Annotated in this window: 11 protein-coding genes; 1 reads left to right on the top strand and 10 read right to left on the bottom strand. The window is 43.9% G+C overall.

Annotated features, from left to right (window positions below; genetic code table 11):
* Nucleotide 1 precedes the first annotated feature (1 nt).
* From ACSLUR_RS06185 to gcvA, 3 genes are all read right to left on the bottom strand, one after another.
* The gene (locus ACSLUR_RS06185) at nt 2-412 is read right to left on the bottom strand and encodes a DUF423 domain-containing protein (RefSeq protein WP_448552768.1); all 411 of its coding nucleotides are present in this window, start codon (nt 410-412) and stop codon (nt 2-4) included.
* Nucleotides 413-474: 62 nt separating this feature from the next.
* Nucleotides 475-1,221 (bottom strand): alpha/beta family hydrolase, encoded by a 747-nt coding sequence (locus tag ACSLUR_RS06180; RefSeq protein ID WP_448552766.1) that lies wholly within the window; start codon nt 1,219-1,221, stop codon nt 475-477.
* 38 nt (nt 1,222-1,259) lie between these two features.
* Nucleotides 1,260-2,177, bottom strand: coding sequence for a transcriptional regulator GcvA (gcvA, locus tag ACSLUR_RS06175; RefSeq protein WP_115999885.1), 918 nt, complete (start codon nt 2,175-2,177; stop codon nt 1,260-1,262).
* 307 nt (nt 2,178-2,484) lie between these two features.
* Here gcvA and ACSLUR_RS06170 point away from each other — a divergent pair, with 307 nt between their 5' ends.
* The gene (locus tag ACSLUR_RS06170) at nt 2,485-2,769 is read left to right on the top strand and encodes a hypothetical protein (RefSeq protein WP_448552764.1); all 285 of its coding nucleotides are present in this window, start codon (nt 2,485-2,487) and stop codon (nt 2,767-2,769) included.
* 269 nt (nt 2,770-3,038) lie between these two features.
* On the opposite strand, the gene ACSLUR_RS06165 is transcribed toward ACSLUR_RS06170, so the two are convergent.
* From ACSLUR_RS06165 to carA, 7 genes are all read right to left on the bottom strand, one after another.
* Nucleotides 3,039-6,296 carry a WD40/YVTN/BNR-like repeat-containing protein gene (locus ACSLUR_RS06165; protein WP_448552762.1) on the bottom strand — a complete coding sequence of 1,086 codons (3,258 nt, stop codon included), beginning with the start codon at nt 6,294-6,296 and terminating at the stop codon, nt 3,039-3,041.
* A gap of 97 nt (nt 6,297-6,393) precedes the next feature.
* Nucleotides 6,394-9,663, bottom strand: a complete 3,270-nt coding sequence (locus tag ACSLUR_RS06160; protein ID WP_448552760.1) for a WD40/YVTN/BNR-like repeat-containing protein — start codon at nt 9,661-9,663, stop codon at nt 6,394-6,396.
* 345 nt (nt 9,664-10,008) lie between these two features.
* Nucleotides 10,009-10,884, bottom strand: a complete 876-nt coding sequence (locus ACSLUR_RS06155) for a transporter substrate-binding domain-containing protein (RefSeq protein ID WP_448552758.1) — start codon at nt 10,882-10,884, stop codon at nt 10,009-10,011.
* Nucleotides 10,885-11,176: 292 nt separating this feature from the next.
* Nucleotides 11,177-12,841: a reprolysin-like metallopeptidase gene (locus tag ACSLUR_RS06150; RefSeq protein WP_448552756.1), complete on the bottom strand. Its 1,665-nt coding sequence runs from the start codon at nt 12,839-12,841 to the stop codon at nt 11,177-11,179.
* Nucleotides 12,842-13,539: 698 nt separating this feature from the next.
* A complete protein-coding gene (greA, locus tag ACSLUR_RS06145; RefSeq protein WP_115999879.1) occupies nt 13,540-14,016 on the bottom strand; it encodes a transcription elongation factor GreA in 477 nt (158 codons plus the stop codon).
* 168 nt (nt 14,017-14,184) lie between these two features.
* Complete coding sequence (carB, locus tag ACSLUR_RS06140) at nt 14,185-17,400, bottom strand: carbamoyl-phosphate synthase large subunit (RefSeq protein WP_448552753.1); 3,216 nt, start codon at nt 17,398-17,400, stop codon at nt 14,185-14,187.
* A 22-nt stretch (nt 17,401-17,422) separates the two neighbouring features.
* On the bottom strand, nt 17,423-18,574 hold the full coding sequence (gene carA / locus ACSLUR_RS06135) for a glutamine-hydrolyzing carbamoyl-phosphate synthase small subunit (protein ID WP_448552751.1): 1,152 nt from the start codon (nt 18,572-18,574) through the stop codon (nt 17,423-17,425).
* Nucleotides 18,575-18,639 lie beyond the last annotated feature (65 nt).

The following is an 18,639-nucleotide window of genomic DNA, read 5'->3' as shown; positions in this document are numbered from 1 at the left end:
CCTATTTCAATTCTTCAATACGCTGGCTTTTTGCTGCACCCGTAACACCATAAATAGCAATACACAGCCATGCCAGCGCTAAACTTACGCCACCAAAAGGCGCCATTTTGCCAAGCTCAGGCATCATTAGTAAGGTTTTAAAGTATAAACTACCGCTAAAACCACACATGCCAGCCACCATTAGCCAACTACTTGCCGCTAATAATCTCGATTTAGCTTGTTGACGCCAAATCAACAGTCCTAACAGCGCTAAGGTATGTAAAATATGGTATTGGTGAGCTGTTTCCAATCGGGTTATCACCTCTGGCGATAAATGCCCGCCAGCGTGAGCGAGCCAAGCGCCGAATAATACGCAAAAACACCCACTAACGCCAATAAAAACCGCTAAAACGCGATGTTGCCAAGTAAACATTATATGTGCTCTCCATTTATAGGAATCAGCTAATTAGCGAAGCCTAACTGATTGGCTTGTGCTTAAGGCAAAACAACACTATCAATATATTCACTAATCGCATTAGCTGCCGTTTGGATATGCTCAGCATGCGTAAAGCCTGATTTTACCCTAGGTTTCAAATCATGATCGCCGTCTTCGAGAAAAGTGACTTGGCATTGAGCAGGTAAGTGATAGCTTTCAATCGCTTGCTTGTCACCAAGCTTGTCGCGACTGCCCTGCACTATTAATATCGAGTTATCTTTGTGGCGCTCAGTAAGCGGCGCCAAACGAGTTTTCTCAGGCTTACCAATTGGATAAAACGGATAGCCTAGACAAAACGTGCCTGCAATGTCTCGATTTAGCTTTATATCTTCTTTTAACTCGCCAGCTAGTGTTTCGCTGGTGATGGTTGCCGCGACGCGACTCCCCATAGATTTACCGCCAATAAACAAAGGAATTTTTGCCAATTCATTGGCATCAACGTCAGTGAAGTGCTCGCTCAACTGATTGATGATATTAAGAAAACAAGGTAATAACTTTGGCATGCGATCCGGCGGACGCTTTTTACCATCCGCCAAGCGTTTATCCATATAAGGAAAGTTAAAACGCAATACCGAAATATTGCGCTCAACTAGGTGCTGGCTGACCTTTGCCATAAACTCATGGCTTTTATCGGCACCAGCACCATGGGCAAAAATCACAATGGCTTTGGGGCTTGCTGCCTGCTCAATAATCACTGATGTTTGCTCAACACCCGCTTTTTCAGAAGTAGGTTTTTGTTTTGACAACTTTTTCTCGCTTGAATGTGTTACTTTGATTGAACAGCTTATAACAGTTGTCCATCTTCAATTTGGTCTTGCTCTTCTTCCACGGTTTCTAATACCCAATCGCGAAACGCAGATATTTTACCGACATCAGCCTGATGCTCTCGACAAACAATGTAGTAGGCATTATTACTGACCAATACATCATTAAACGGCGTAACCAAACGACCAGAGTCGATATCGGGCTTGGCTAGCACACTATGTGCTAACGCCACCCCCTGACCGTGAATTGCCGCCTGCAAAACCATCGAAGAGTGACTAAATATCGGGCCATGATTCACATTCACCCCTTTTACCCCCACTTCCTTAAACCAGCGCTTCCAATCACGACGGGAAGTATCGTGCAATAAGTTGTGTTGGGCTAAATCGTTTACGGTAAATAGCGGTTTTTTACCATTGACCAGTAGCGGCGAACAGACAGGGATCAAATATTCTGTATGAAGCTTTTCCGCCAGCACATTGGTCCAACGGCCACGACCATAATAAATCGCGACATCAACATCTTCCGTTAATGAGTTATCTGGTTGGTCTACCGCTTTAATTCGCACATCAATATCTGGATGCAAAATATTAAACGCATTTAAACGCGGTACTAGCCATTGAATAGCAAAACTTGGCTGCAAACTTACGGTGATCGCACCTTTGGCGCCACGGGCAAGCAGCTTCTCAGTAGCATCATGCAGGGCGGTAAAAATATCTTTGATATCGAGAAAATACGCTTGCCCTTCTTCTGTTAACAGTAAAGCACGGTTTTTACGCATAAAGAGCTTGATACCAAGATGCTCTTCCAATGATTTAATTTGATGACTGATTGCCGCCTGCGTCACAAAAAGCTCTTCTGCCGCACGGGTAAAACTTAGGTGCCTGGCAGCTGCTTCAAAGGCGCGAAGTGCGTTTAATGGAGGTAAACGAGAGGCCAAAATAAATTCGCTTCAAAGTGAAAGACTATAGCCTGAGATTATGACAAACAAATGAAAATTCAGCAATGATTTGCATTAGTTTTTCTAATGAATAACGTGAATTTATGTCAGTGTTATTTTTTAACCACCTTGCTTAGAATATACACCGTAGATGAAGGACAACATCTCTAGGCCTTATATATCAATAGATATGGCTATAAAACTTTAGTTGTGTTCCCAACCCACAACTTAGCGCGATAGAGATTGGTCCTTTGACATCTATAAGGAATATTGACGTAACTTATGTATGTAAGATAAAGGTACCATCATGAAAACAACTCTGCTTGCACTTATCACTGGCGCGCTCGCATTTACCGCAAATGCAGAGAGTGTCTACAATTCAACAGCTGCTGAAGCTGCAGTTGCAATTAACCCAGTTCAACTACAAGTTGTGGCGCAAGATTATCTTCGCCAGAGCTTAAACAATCAAGCACCACTGACGATTAAGTTAGACAACGTGCTAGTCACACAAAAAACCGATACGCACGGTAAGCAAACGGCAAAAGTAAAAGCTGAAACCGTTGCATTAAATCAGTTAATCGAAAGCGAATAAGTTAATTAGCTAAATGTAAGCTCGTTTTTCAGTCTAGATTTTAGGAGTTAGAGTCAGACCAAGTATCCCCAACCAGCTTGGTTTGGCTCTGAATCTAATAAACTTAGGCTTACTACTCAAAAAGCGCTAAACAATGTTTAGCGCTTTTTTAATAATCCTGTCTCGATCTTCAAATTAATATAAACCATCTAAAGAACAGAGAATTGGTATATAAGGCTAGAATGGCTTAACTTAATAAGCCACTTAGCCTATCAGGGTTACCTCAGTGCCTATTTCCCATCGGCTGGCATAGTGCCCGGTAACCAGTTACCACCTGCTTTGGCAATTGCTTCTTCTGTCAATTTCACAGATTCAGCTAACTGGGCAATGCGTTGGTATATATCAGCATAGCCTTCGCTCGCACGCTTAAAGCGCAGCTTTTGCTGGCCGCTAACAGGGCTGGTGCTTTCGCTACGTGACCACATAAGATAACCAATATAGCCATTAACTGACGTTGGCGTTGGCTCAGAACGTTTTGCTACTACTGAATCACCGTTTAGATCGAGCTTGATCTCTTGCAAGTCACGCTGCATTTGGTGAGCAAGTGCAAGCGTTGCTTGGTCAAGTGCCAGTGTTTCTGTGGTTGCAACCTTGATGTGCTTAATACGTGATTCCAGCTCACCTAGGTATTTACGCGCGCCAGCAATCGCATTGCTTAATCGGCCTGCTTTCATATCAAAGGCTAAGTCGGCTTTGCGATCTGTGCTTGGGAAGGTGCGGTTATCGATAGAAACCACTTCAAAGCTTTGCTCTTGATCGTATGGCGTTTCAACACCTTTTACGAGTTTAGATAGCGAAACCGTGTATTTACCCGGCACCACTAACCAGCCTGCATCTTGGTCGCCACTGGCATCAATTGGCTCAAAACCTGGGTAGCGTAAATCCCAATGAATGCGGTTAAAGCCTTTTTTCGCAGGTGCTTTGATACGACGAACAATATTGCCTTCATCATCGCGTACTGTTAGCAACAGGCTTGGCTTTTGCTCAAAGTCTTCTTCTTTGAGTGCATCCCAGCTTGGGTAGTAAACTGGCTTTTCATCTTTACGTAGTTCGGCTTCTTTTGCCTGACGCTGCGCCTTTAACGATTTGAACTCTTCGTTAATGTAGAAACTAAACGCTGCACCGTATTCTGGGTTTTCGGCAAAGTAGAAATCAGCACCGCGCATTGCTTTACCTGGCAATCCTAGTGGGCTGTGCTCGATAAATTGGAAAGCACGGCGCACTGGGAATAGTGTTGCGTCTTGCTTTTTCACCGCTTTGGCATCTTCACGCAATGGTGAGTAGTCATCTAAGATGTAGAAACCACGACCAAACGTTGCTAACGCTAAATCGCTTTCACGGCGTTGAATTTCAATATCACGCACGGCGATTGTAGGAATACCCGACTTTAACTGTACCCAGTTTTTACCGCCATTTTGCGTGAAGAAGACACCAAATTCAGTACCGACGAAAAGTAAGTCTTTATTTTGGTGATCTTGAGCAATGGTGTAAGTTGAGCCACGCACAGGTAAATCACCTGTAATGTTTTTCCAGCTTTTACCATTGTTGTCGCTGCGGTATACGTATGGTTTGAAATCGCCACGCTTGTGGTTATCAAATACTGCAAATACGGTATTTTTGTCAAATACTGACGCTTCCATATCTGCAACATAAGAGTTGTCTGGCACTTTTGAAGGCCAGTCTAATTTTGTCCACGCTTGGCCGCCGTCTTTGGTGACATGCATTACGCCATCATCACTACCCGTGTATAGCAAGCCTTCTTGCAATGGTGATTCTGTTAGCGCGATAAGCGAGCCGTAGAATGACGTTGAGGTATTTTTCGCTACCGTATCAACGCCCCAAACTGTGTCCATCACTTCTAACTTATTGCGGTCGATATTACGTGATAAGTCACCACTGATGGTACGCCAGTCGTCACCGCGATTATCTGATTGGAACAAGGTTTGTGAGCCGTAGTAAATACGTTCATTGTTGTGTGGGCTAATCAGCAGCGGCGAGTTCCAGTTAAAACGTTGGGCAACAGCTGGATCTGGCGTAACTGGTTGCATTTGCACACGCTCACCTGATTGCTTGTCGTAACGGGCTAAACCGCCGTATTGGTATTGCGAGTAGATAATATCTGGATTTTTCGGATCGATAACCGTTTTAAAACCATCACCAAATTGAGTAAACAACCAGTCGCTGTTTTGAATACCCGACTCTGTTGTGGTGCGATGCGGAGCGCCTAGAGAGGCGTTATCCTGCGTACCACCAAACACGTTGTAGAACGGGTAGTCGTTATCCACCGTCACTTTATAGAACTGAGTTAACGGCATATTGTCTTTAAACGTCCAGTTCTTGGCGCGATCCCACGATTCATAAACACCACCGTCACTACCAATGATCAAGTGATTGGTGTTGTTCGGGTCAATCCATAATGCGTGGTTATCAACGTGCTTGTGTGCTTCGCCTGCGCGAGTAAAGTTTTTACCGCCGTCTTCTGAAACCATTAAGTAGGTATCAAGCGAGTAAACACGGTGCGGATTTTTAGGGTCAACAACAATTTCTTGGTAGTACTGCGGGCTACCCGACACATAACTGCTTTGCTTATGCCAGCTAGCACCAGCGTCGGTTGAGCGATAAAAGCCTGATTTCCCATCTGCCGCTTCAACAATGGCGTAGATAATATTGCCATCGGTAGGCGCTACATCAATACCGATACGGCCTTTATCAACGCTTGGTAAGCCCTTTTCAATCTTGTTCCACGTTTTACCGGCATCGGTTGATTTATAAATGCTTGATTCTGGGCCACCATTGATCAACGTCCAAACATGGCGGCGACGCTGGTACGAAGTAGCGTAAATCACATCTGGGTTTTGTGGGTCAAAGGCGATATCACTCACCCCGGTGTGCTCGCTAATTTCTAGCACGTTTTCCCACGTTTTACCGCCGTCCGTGGTTTTAAATAAACCACGATCGCCGCCCTTGCTCCACAATGGGCCTTGCGAGGCCACATAAACAACGTCAGAGTTTCTTGGGTCAATTAAGATCTCGCCAATATGCTCTGAATTTTTCAGGCCAACGTTTTCCCAGCTTTGACCGCCATCAACCGATTTATATACCCCGTCACCATAGGCAACTGAGCGCTGTGAATTATTTTCACCAGTACCCGCCCAAATCACATTTTTGTTGTTTGGATCCATGGTGACATCACCATACGAGTAGCTTGGCATAGTGTCAGCAACTGCTTGCCAAGTAACGCCGGCATTGTCTGTTTTCCACATACCGCCAGAGGCAGTGGCAACAAAGTATTCTGCTGGGTTTTCTGGATTAAAGGCAAAGTCACTGACTCGACCACCAGTAACTGCTGGCCCCATGTTTCTTAATTTAATACTGCTATAAATGCTAGCGTCTGCTTTCTTATCGCCTTTCGCCGCGAATGCGTCGCTTGATGCGCCCGATAAGCCAAGCACAATTGACGCTGCGAGTAAAGAAGGTAGTAATCTCATTTCACTTCCTTAGTGTTTGTAAATTCTGTTCAGGTGATTAACGAAAAAGCCCAAATTGTTATTGGGCTTTTGATTTTTAATTCTATCTAGCTAATGACTAGTTAAGCGCGATTGGTTGAGTGGTTGATAACAAGCCTAAGCCAGATGCTTGGTACGCCTGTTTAAACTCAGTTAGGTCTTGTTGAATAAACTCATTCACTTTACCTACACCTTTGTCTAACTCAATTTTCGCTTTTTCTAGGTAGATTTCAGCAGTCGGTGATGGCTTACCGTAGCGACCACCTGCATAACCCCAAGCCATAAAGACATGTGATGTTACTTTATAAGTTTCATCAACTATGCCTGTGGTTTTTGGAATAGAACGTAGGTTTTTATCTAACTCACCAATTTTCTTGATCAGCTCATCGGCAGACTTCGCTAACTTGCTCGCAGGTAACTCGTCTTTATTTTCAGCTTTACCAAGGTCTTCGAGAGCCTTATCCGCCATGGCTTTAATCACTTCAATATCTTTTTTGCTGTCGTGCAAAGCATGAACCGCTTTAGTTAGCGTGCCGTACATAGCAACTGCTTGATGCTCAAGTGCGTAGCGCGCTTTCATATCCGCCATTGTGACATCAGTAAAACGAGGGTCTTTTAACACCTTAGCCGTGGTTTCAAACTCATTATCGTTAAGTTTTACATGAATGGTGTATGTACCCGGCACCACTTCAGGGCCAGCCGGCTTGATGTCTTTATCTTCTTTTGGCTCTTGACCCGGCATACGGCCTTGACCGTCCGACTCCAAGCCCCAAACAATGCGGTTAACCCCTTGTTTTAGTTTAGTGACAAAAGTACGAACCACTTCACCATTTGCATCTTTAACCGTGACACGAGCCTTTTCTGAAAGCGGTTTTTCATCCTTCTCTTCACCTTTACCGGCATCTTTGTTAGCGGCTTTTTTTGCTTTCGCTAACTGACGAGCTTTTTCTTTGTCTGCATCTGGGTGAGCTAAGTGATCACCTGATGCCATAACATTAATGGTGACACCGTAAACTTCATTGTCACCCACATAAGCAGCATCACCCCAGAAACGGGTTGAAGGTGCGCGGCTAGATACGTATTGCTGTCCATCGCCAACGCTCAATAGTTTTAATGATGAGTTAAACGACTTTTCATTTAAACCACGTAGCGGGCTGTAATCATCAATCACAATCACAGAGCGACCATGTGTACCTAATACCAAGTCATTTTCACGTTGCTGAATGGCCATATCCATCACAGAGACGGTTGGTACGTTCTGATCGTACTTGAACCAAGAATCACCACCGTCCGTTGAGGCGTATAAACCAAGCTCTGTACCTAAGAATAATAAGTCTTCATCAACGTGATCTTGTACAACTGATAAGGCATAGCCACGAATGTTTTTAGCCGTTAAGTTGGTAAACTTGCTACCGTACTTAGACGCTTTGAACACGTAAGGCTTCATATCACCGCGTCTGTGGTTATCAAACACAATAAAGGCTTCTTCTGGGTTGTGTAGCGATGGTTGAATATGTGGCACAAACGCATTTTTCGGCGCTTTGCGCGCTTTTTTCTCTACGCTCTTCCAAGTGTCACCGCCATCTTGTGTGACATGAATACGACCATCATCCGTTGCAACCCAAATTACCCCTTGTTTAATTGGGCTCGGTGCAATAGTAATAATTGCGGTGTGATTTTCCGCAGCGGTAACATCTGGCGTTAAACCACCTGACTCCTTGTAACGCTGCCAGTCTGGATTGTTAGTCGATAAATCTTTTGAGATCACTTGCCAGGTTTCGCCACGATCTGTTGATTTATGCACGAACTGGCTACCGTAGTAGATGGTGTCAGCATCAAATGGGTCTTGGGCTAGGCCAGCATTCCAGTTAAAACGCAATTCTGTGTCGTGATCAGGTGCTGCTGGGCGGATCAGCTTTTGCTCGCCAGTCACTAAATCGTAACGGTTTAAGTAACCGCCTTGTGATTGCACATAGCCTTTGGTGACATCATCTGGGAATGGCATAGTATCGAAACCATCACCAAAGCCGACTTCTTGCCAGTGCACATTGCGAATACCTGCAGTGTGGAAAACTTCCGCAGGGCCACGCCAAGAGCCGTTATCTTGTAAGCCGCCATACACATTGTAAGGCACAGCATCATCAACACGGATATGATAGAACTGAGAAACCGCTAAGTTTTGCACAAAGCGCCAACTATCACCTTTATCTTGGGTGATGGCGATACCGCCGTCATTACCTAAAATGAGGTGCTCAGGGTTTTTCGGGTTGATCCACAAACTGTGGTTATCAATATGAATAGTGTTACCTGTTGCACAACAATCAACTTTATCGATTTTGCTAAAGGTTTTACCACCATCAATTGAGCGGCGAATAAAGGTCGCGATATTGTAGATAATATCTGGGTTGGTTGGGTCTACTTCAATTTCAGAGTAATAGAACGGGCGATCGGCAACATTGTATTCGCTGTTCACTGTCTTCCAGCTATCGCCACCATCATCGCTGCGTAGTAACGCACTTTTTTCCGCTTCAACTAACGCATAAACCGTGCTTGGCTGGCTTTCCGCAATATCAAACGTGATACGGCCTAATTCGCCTTTTGGCAAACCATCAGCAGCCGTGCGTCGTTGCCAAGTTTCACCGCCATCAATTGATACATACATGCCAGAGCCCGGACCACCTGACTCAAACTTATCAGGCCAACGTTGAAACTGCCACATTGACGCGTATAGCTTGTTTGGATTGCTAGGATCCATTTTAATATCAGACGCACCCGTGACGTTATCTACGTATAAAATTTTCTGCCACGTTTTACCACCATCGGTGGTTTTATAGATACCTCTGTCTTCATTTTTTGACCAAAGTGTACCCATAGCTGCGGCATAGGCGATATCTGGGTTAGTTGGATGCAACGCAATTCGGTTAATACGCTCAGTAGTTTTTAAGCCCATGTTTTGCCACGTTTTACCACCGTCCATTGACTTGTAAATACCGCCGCCAATCGACGTTGAGTTACGGACATTACCCTCACCCGTACCTAACCAAACAATATCAGGGATGGCTGGATGTACTGCTAGCGCCCCCGTTGACGCCCACTCTTCGTCATCAAAAATCGGCTGCCAGTTAAGGCCAGCATTTTCTGATTTCCATACGCCACCTGATGCTGCGCTGGCATAAATAATATTTGGATTAGAAGGCACGGCTTCAATATCTGAAATACGACCACTGGTTGCCGCTGGGCCGATATGGCGTGCTTTAATACCTGATAATAAATCGGTGTCGATAGCTGCATAACTGCTTGAGGCAAATAACGCCGCCGAGACAAATAGTGAGGTTAAGGATTTTTTCATTAGAATTTATAACCTTAAAGTAATGAGTGAGTTAACTAAACGAATATAAAGCAGCCACGTAAAGGTCGCTACTTCAAAAAGTAATTTTTGTTTTTGTATTAATGCGTTATCTGTTTTGCTTTCTTTACTTGGTTAACGGTTAAGCTAGCATTGCACGAACAACACGCCAACAATGCGCAATCACTTGATTCAACAACTAAAAATCAATTTGCTAGCGATTCTTGCGCCAAGTAATTCATTGCAAACACAAAATTATCAACCTTTGAATATAGCTAATAAACATGATGAATGTATTCAATACACGATAAATATTGCGGTTTAAGCGATGAATTGCAAAATCTATCGTTATTGGAACTGACGGCAACTGGTTTGATATTGCTTGGAGTTTATTACTTGCGCAGTTTGCGCGGTAAGTAGTGGGTTTTTGAGTGTGTATATTCGTCGGTTATTAATATTAGCTTTAGCGAGCACACTCTTACTGTAAGGGTTTTGATTAAAAAATTGTTCGAAGCTGCCGTCAGCCATCATTTTATTTAGCCCGTACTCAATGCGTTCAGCGAGTCGCTTATCTTCTTTACTGACAAAAAAGAAAAATGGTGCCGGATAATAAAGTAACGACGATTGCTCGACGATTAACTCAGGAAAGCGCGCGGCTTCGCTATATGCTTCGTGTAAAGCACGAGGAAAATAGTCAAATCGCTGCTTGGTTAGCATCGAAAATAAACTATTGTGCTGCTTCGCGGTAATAACATTAAAGTTATTTGCTTTTAAAATACTGGTATCTGGCCAGTCTGCTCCTTGACCAGCAAGCAGATTTTGTAGATCAGACACCTTTGTTATTTGACTAAATCGCTCTCGCTCTCCTTGTCTGATCAAGAAAATACGACAGCCACCTAAGCCTTTGAACAATGGAACACGAATCGGCAGCAACTCACGCTCACGAGCTTTTGAAGTCATGGTCCAAGCGACATTGACAATATGGCGATGCTTGATGAGCTCGATCATATTGGTTTGCGTTTTACCTGCATCAACGCCATTGAGTTGATATGGCCCGAATCGGGATGATGACTTGTTCAACGCAAGTGCTAGTAGCTCTCGATAATACTTATCATAGGGTAAATTGTCTCGACCATGAGACGAGTAATTAACGACATCTAACGCGACTGCTGACAATGTTATCAGTGCCAAAATCAAAAACACTACAGACTTCATAATCATCATTGGCAGCTATCGCCTAATATCCATTTATGCAATCCACTCATGTCATTCTCACAATTATGTGCCGCTTATTAAATTAGCGGCTTTCTCAACGGCTTTTCACAGGCTTATCTTAACTTTGAATGAACATAGACCTGACAAATGAACTATCGCTTGCACAAGTCAGCCTTTATCTAAAACTATTTATAATTCAGCGTAATACGCACAGCAGAGTTATACAATTTTTATTCAGGCTTTTATCCTTTGATGTTTTCGCTGTTTTAATAATTAATACTACCCAAGGCTACTTTTGTAATTAACTTTCCCTGCGATTTCGAGTCAATTCTCGAGTAGCAAACGCCAGCACCGCTAATAACGCCAACCAAAAGTTCACACCACCACCTGATGACTTTTCAGGTTCAATCACTACAGGTGACAATTGAATAGCAAGCTGATCAAAAACCTGGCTACCATCAATTGCTTCTAATCGAAGCATGACAGTTTCAGCGGTGTTAATATTTCCAGCTGTGATAGTTACATTTTCACTGGCATTTGCGCTGGTAAATTCCATTATTTCTGGTGTTATCGTCAAATATTCAGAATCAAAGGCGAGTGCCAATAAAACGGGAATATCAAAATCAGCAGCACGATTCACTGTTAATGCTATCGACTGATTGCTTTCTAGTTCAACACTTTCAAGAGAAAAAGACAGGTTCTCTTGGCCAGCGGCGTCATTAATCTCTACCGTCAGTTCGTTAGCGCTTCCGTTGACATAGTCCCCGTAGCGAGCACCAATTTGTAATAATTCGGTCGGCTCTTGTTCATTATCGCCCAACGTTATTACTGTAATGGACTGGGTTGACTGACCTGCTGAGAAACTTATCCGCTGTGTGGCATTGATAAAGTCAACATCAGCAAGTGCTCCATTGAAACGAATATCACCATCGCTGCCTGCATCTCCGTAGGTATATAGTTCGACGCTGACGTCACGATCTAAGGTAATAACATTATTATCGCCATCCACTAAAGTAAGTGTCACTGTAACCGACTCGCCTTCGGCAATGCTTAATTTATCTGTGCTCACTGCAACAGATGCTATTTTTTCGCTTGCAGCCTGCTTATTGCCTAAATGGTTAGGCAACGTCACTAACTCATTTAGGACGCTAATGAAGTCGGCCTCACCTACTTTGCCGCAAGCTTCGCCATTAACTGAGATATCAGGGCTAGAATAAATGTTATGACGAGTATTCCAGTTATTTGAGGTACTCATAATCGTGCCTTCACCAGCACAGTTATAGCCTCGTGCGTCTGTTCGTACCGGAGTATCAGAGCTGTTGGCAATATCGTGATCGGCACCATCATTGTGCCCCCATTCGTGAGCGCCTAAAGTAGCACTGGTGCAAAACCCACCAACTTCCATGATGGCATAAGGGTTGTCGTAATACGCCCAGCCACAGAAATTATTGTCGGTTTGTGGGCGTAAAATGGTCAAATAATCTAACCCAAATCGCTCGCGAATATTTGATAACGCTGAGAATGCTTGGTCTGAATAGACATTCGCGAGAAACAAATTGATCGCGGTATCTGGCTCATTGGCCATAGGAAACGGTCCCACGTAAGAAACTTGTCTGCGAATCGCCAAGCCGCTATTAATCATTACTTGATTCGCCGCGCTAATTTGCTCGTCAATATAACGGTCTATTTCCGCCCGTCCAATTTGAGCGAGCAGATCTTCCGTGTAGAAAAAACCAATTTCGATAACATGCTGATTAGGTTCACTATTCGCCTTTTCACCAAACTCACTAATAGCATTGATGTTCGATTGTTTTGATAACTGGCTAGTGTTATGCAAGCGCTCTAGCATGTATACAGGTGCTAGAGCCATAGAGCTGTTTGTATGCTCGTAATTAGCAGACGTTTCTCCTGATTTTTTCGCGGAAAAAGGAATTGGCGTACTTGCTATGGCGTTAAAGTGACACATGGCAAATAGCAACAATATACTACGTGAAATATGTCGACGCTGATCGCTTAAAAAGCGAGGAACTAAAGAGCAGGGAAAAAGCTTTAGAGTAATTGAAGGAAGGTTGAATAGCATGACAATTTACAACTTTTATGACTTATATAACTTTCATTTTTAGGTGGCATTGGCTTTGGGTTGAACCTGATATTAGATCAATATCGCCAATAGCTTGAGAATTGTTATCGTATCAAAACTTGGTGACTAATTAGTGACAGTAAACCAATTTATTTAACCTCAGGTTTGGATAAGAAATAGTGAATAACAAATCACTTCAAACACTTATGTAAATTGTTGTCTTCTAGCGAGAGATTTTTGCTGATATCAAGGCAAATTTGCGCGTCAATAGCTAGTCTATTGCAAGTAAATTTAACGCAGGTAGCAGTAAAAATAGCCGCTAGAAGCACATTAGATATCCAGAGCTGAGGTTATTTACATTAGTCATACCGCTTAAGCGAGTATAATGTAATTTAATATTTACAATTGTTTAACACCTCTTACGACAAGATTAAAATCAAAAAACGCCGGCATAAAAAAACCGAGCTAAGTGCTCGGCTTTTTCAAATATCACCTTACTTACTATGTAAAATTTGCTAAGTAAAATCAGCTAATAAGAATCTACCATGCAGAATCTATTAAGTAAGTCGTAACTTAAGCTCTATTTACTTGTGATCTACAGAAATAATCTCGTATTCCACTAAACCTGCTGGAGTTTTGATTTCCACTTCAGAATCAACGGTTTTACCAATTAACCCACGAGCAATCGGTGAATTGACTGAGATACGGTTATTTTTAATATCCGCTTCGTCATCACCAACGATTTGGTAAGTCACTTCTTCATCGGTATCAATGTTTAATAAACCGACTGTGACACCAAAAATCACTTTACCTGTGTTAGGAATTTTTGTGACGTCAATGATTTGTGCATTACCCAGCTTACCTTCAATTTCTTGAATACGGCCTTCACAGAAGCCTTGCTGCTCACGTGCGGCATGATATTCAGCATTTTCTTTTAAATCGCCGTGCTCACGCGCTTCGGCGATCGCTTCAATAATTTCTGGGCGCTTTACTTGCTTTAAATGGGTCAGCTCTTCGCGCAATGCTTCTGCGCCTGCTGCCGTCATTGGAATTTGATTCATTCGAGGTGTATGTTCCTAAAATAGATAAAGGTGGCTACTAACCACCTTTATAAAATAATCGTATGCGAATAAGCATAACAAAACTGTCATGATTCGACAAAACTATCTTTCTCAGCCAAGGCTTTAGCCTAGTTTGTCGAATCTTACGTTATGCCGCTAAATTAACGACTAACAGCGAGCGTGTAACTCTTGAATAGAAGTTACTTTATCGCGGTCATCAGCAGCGTGCGCCTGACATGCTGCAAAAGCCGCATTCAAGGTTGTGGTATAAGCCACTTTATAGCGCAACGCACCGCCACGTAACACTTTTGAGTCTTCAATCGCCTTACGACCTTCAGTAGTGTTGATAATGTAGCTGTACTCACCATTTTTGATTCTATCAAGAATATGTGGGCGACCTTCGTGTACTTTATTCACTAAGCGACATGGTACGCCTGCTTCACCTAACATTACCGCAGTACCGTGAGTGGCGTCTAGCTCATAGCCTAGTTCAACCAACTGCTTACCAAGCTCAACTACGCGCTCTTTATCAGAGTTACGCACAGACACTAACGCACGACCTGATTTCGGTACCACTACGTTCGCGCCTAAGTTCGCTTTGGCATACGCTTCTTCAAACGTCTCACCAACACCCATAACTTCACCAGTTGAGCGCATTTCTGGACCAACTAATGGGTCAGAGCCGTGGAACTTGTTAAACGGAATCACTACTTCTTTTACTGAGAAGAACGGTGGAATCGTTTCTTTAGTAATGCCTTGTTCAGTCAATGACTTACCAGCCATCACACGTGCCGCAACTTTCGCTAATGGAACTGATGTTGCCTTTGAAACAAATGGTACAGTACGAGCAGCACGCGGGTTAACTTCAATTAAGTAAACCTTGCCGTCTTTTACCGCCATTTGCGTATTCATTAGGCCAACAACGCCTAGCTCAAACGCAAGTTTAGTCACTTGCTCACGCATCACGTCTTGCACTTCTTGGCTTAGGCTGTAAGCCGGTAATGAACAGGCTGAGTCACCTGAGTGAACACCCGCTTGTTCAATGTGCTGCATAATGCCGCCAATCACTACGTTTTCACCGTCACAAATAGCATCGATGTCTACTTCAACGGCATCGTCAAGGAAGTGATCAAGCAATACTGGCGAGTCGTTTGACACGCTTACCGCTTCGTTCATGTAACGGCGTAAGTCGTCTTCATCGTAAACGATTTCCATCGCACGACCGCCCAATACGTAAGATGGACGAACAACCAATGGGAAGCCAATCGTTTTCGCTTCTGATACCGCTTCTTCTAATGAAGTTACTGTCGCGTTTTCTGGTTGCAATAAACCTAAACGCTCAACTGCTTGTTGGAAACGCTCACGGTCTTCCGCACGGTCAATCGCATCAGGTGACGTACCGATAATTGGTACGCCAGCCGCTTCTAATGCACGAGCAAGTTTCAGTGGTGTTTGACCGCCGTACTGCACGATAACGCCCTTAGGTTTTTCAACGTTGACGATTTCTAATACATCTTCAAAAGTGATCGGCTCGAAGTACAAGCGATCAGACGTGTCGTAGTCAGTTGAAACCGTTTCTGGGTTACAGTTAACCATAATGGTTTCGTAACCGTCTTCACGCATCGCAAGGGCTGCGTGTACACAACAGTAGTCAAACTCGATACCTTGACCGATACGGTTAGGACCACCGCCAATGATCATGATTTTTTCTTTGTCAGACGGTGCAGATTCACACTCTTCATCGTACGTTGAGTACATGTAAGCGGTATCAGATTTAAACTCTGCCGCACAGGTATCAACGCGCTTGTAAACTGGGCGAATGTCAGCCGCATGACGTTTCTTGCGAATTTCAGATTCATTAACACCAATCACATCAGCAAGACGCTTGTCTGAGAAACCTTTGCGCTTCAAGCGTTTTAATGACGCAGCGTTTAAGCCCGCCATACCACTTTCGGCTAATGCTTTTTCCTCTAAAACGATGTCTTCAATTTGTACAAGGAACCAGCGGTCAATCTTAGTAGCATTGAATACATCATCAACCGACATACCTAAACGGAAGGCATCAGCCACGTACCAGATGCGATCAGCGCCCGCTTCTTGCAACTCGTGCATAATTTCAGAGCGTGCGTCTTTGTCGTTGATATCTACTTTTGGATCAAAACCGCTAGCGCCAACTTCTAAGCCACGTAGTGCTTTTTGCATTGACTCTTGTTGGTTACGACCAATTGCCATCACCTCACCTACCGACTTCATTTGCGTCGTTAAGCGATCTTCAGAGCCGGCGAATTTCTCGAAGTTAAAGCGTGGGATTTTCGTTACCACGTAATCAATCGTCGGTTCGAACGATGCAGGTGTTGCACCACCTGTGATATCGTTTTGTAACTCGTCTAACGTGAAGCCAACCGCTAGTTTTGCTGCCACTTTAGCGATTGGGAAGCCAGTCGCTTTTGATGCTAATGCAGATGAACGCGATACACGCGGGTTCATCTCGATAATTACAACACGACCATCTTTCGGGTTAACACCAAACTGTACGTTTGAACCACCAGTTTCCACACCAATTTCACGTAGTACCGCAAGTGATGCATTACGCATGATTTGGTATTCTTTGTCGGTTAGGGTTTGCGCTGGTGCCACTGTGATTGAGTCACCGGTGTGAATACCCATAGGGTCAAAGTTTTCAATCGAACAGATAATGATACAGTTGTCGTTCTTATCGCGAACCACTTCCATTTCATACTCTTTCCAACCGATTAACGATTCATCGATAAGTAACTCGTTCGTTGGTGATAAATCTAAACCACGAGTACAAATCGTTTCGAATTCTTCTTGGTTATACGCGATACCGCCACCAGTACCACCCATGGTGAAAGACGGACGAATAATACATGGGAAACCGATGCGCTTAGCTGTTTCTTTCGCTTCTTCCATTGAGTGCACAATTTCAGCGCGTGGACATTCCAAACCAATGTTTTTCATTGCTTGGTCGAAGCGTTCACGGTTTTCCGCTTTGTCGATAGCATCAGCAGTTGCACCAATCATCTCAACGCCGAATTCAGCAAGTACACCGTTTGATTCAAGCTCTAGTGCACAGTTAAGTGCAGTTTGACCACCCATGGTTGGTAAAATCGCGTCTGGGCGTTCTTTTTCAATGATCTTGCGCACAACTTCCCAGTGAATAGGCTCGATGTAAGTTGCATCAGCCATTTCTGGATCAGTCATAATGGTGGCTGGATTTGAGTTCACCAATATAACGCGGTAACCCTCTTCGCGCAGAGCTTTACAGGCTTGTGCACCTGAATAGTCAAACTCACACGCTTGACCGATAACAATTGGGCCAGCACCTAAGATTAGAATACTTTTTATGTCAGTACGTTTTGGCATAGTCTTGTTCTCTCTTACCCTGTTACTTGGTTGCGTTAGGCTTAGCTGCTTTAGCTTCATTAATGAGTTCAATAAAGTGGTCGAATAACGGTGCTGCGTCATGTGGACCTGGGCTTGCTTCGGGGTGACCTTGGAAGCTAAAGGCTGGCTTGTCAGTGCGGTGAATACCTTGAATTGTGCCATCAAACAGTGATTTGTGAGTGACGCGCAGGTTGTCTGACATATTGTCTTCATCAACGGCGAAACCATGGTTTTGCGCCGTGATCATCACTACATCGCGGTCAATGTCTTTCACCGGATGGTTGCCACCGTGGTGACCGAACTTCATTTTAATCGTTTTAGCGCCACTCGCTAAACCAAGTAGCTGATGACCTAAACAAATACCAAACACTGGAATATCAGTTTCAAGGAAAGACTTAATTGCTGCGATTGCGTAGTCACATGGCTCTGGATCGCCTGGGCCATTAGATAGGAAGATGCCATCTGGATTCATCGCTAGTACGTCAGCCGCTGGAGTTTGCGCTGGCACAACCGTCAGCTTACAGCCTCGGTCCACTAACATACGTAAAATATTGCGTTTGGCACCAAAATCGTAAGCAACGACGTGAAAGTCGAAGTTTTCCGGCGTAAGGTGGCCTTTGCCTAGCTGCCAGCTACCTTCTGTCCACTGGTATTGTTCTTTAGTCGATACGACTTTTGCTAAGTCCATACCTTTTAAGCCCGGGAAGCCTTTTGCTTCGGCTAGTGCCTTTGCCTCATCTAGGCTATCACCCGCTAAGATACAGCCGTTTTGAGCACCTTTTTCACGTAGAATACGTGTAAGTTTACGCGTGTCGATATCAGCAATACCTAAAATATTGTTGCGCGCTAGGTAATCGCTCAAGCTTTCTTCGTTTCTAAAATTACTGGCCAGTAAAGGTAAGTCGCGGATCACTAAGCCTTTAGCCCAAATGGTGCCAGACTCTTCGTCTTCTGAGTTTGTACCAGTGTTGCCAATGTGAGGATAAGTGAGGGTAACAATTTGTTCTGCGTAGGAAGGATCAGTCAGGATTTCTTGGTAACCGGTCATGGAAGTGTTAAACACCACTTCACCAACCGCCATTCCTTCTGCACCAATGGCGGTGCCGTTAAATATAGTGCCGTCTTCTAGCACCAAAATGGCAGATTTAGTCAATTTAGCCTCCGAAAAGAAGAAAGTAAACTTAATCGCTTTTAACGTTTTTTTGCGTATTTCTCGTT

It is taken from the genome of Thalassotalea montiporae, assembly GCF_053485855.1.
The sequence above is the reverse complement of the archived record's forward strand: the minus strand, read 5'-3'. Positions and strand labels throughout refer to the sequence as shown.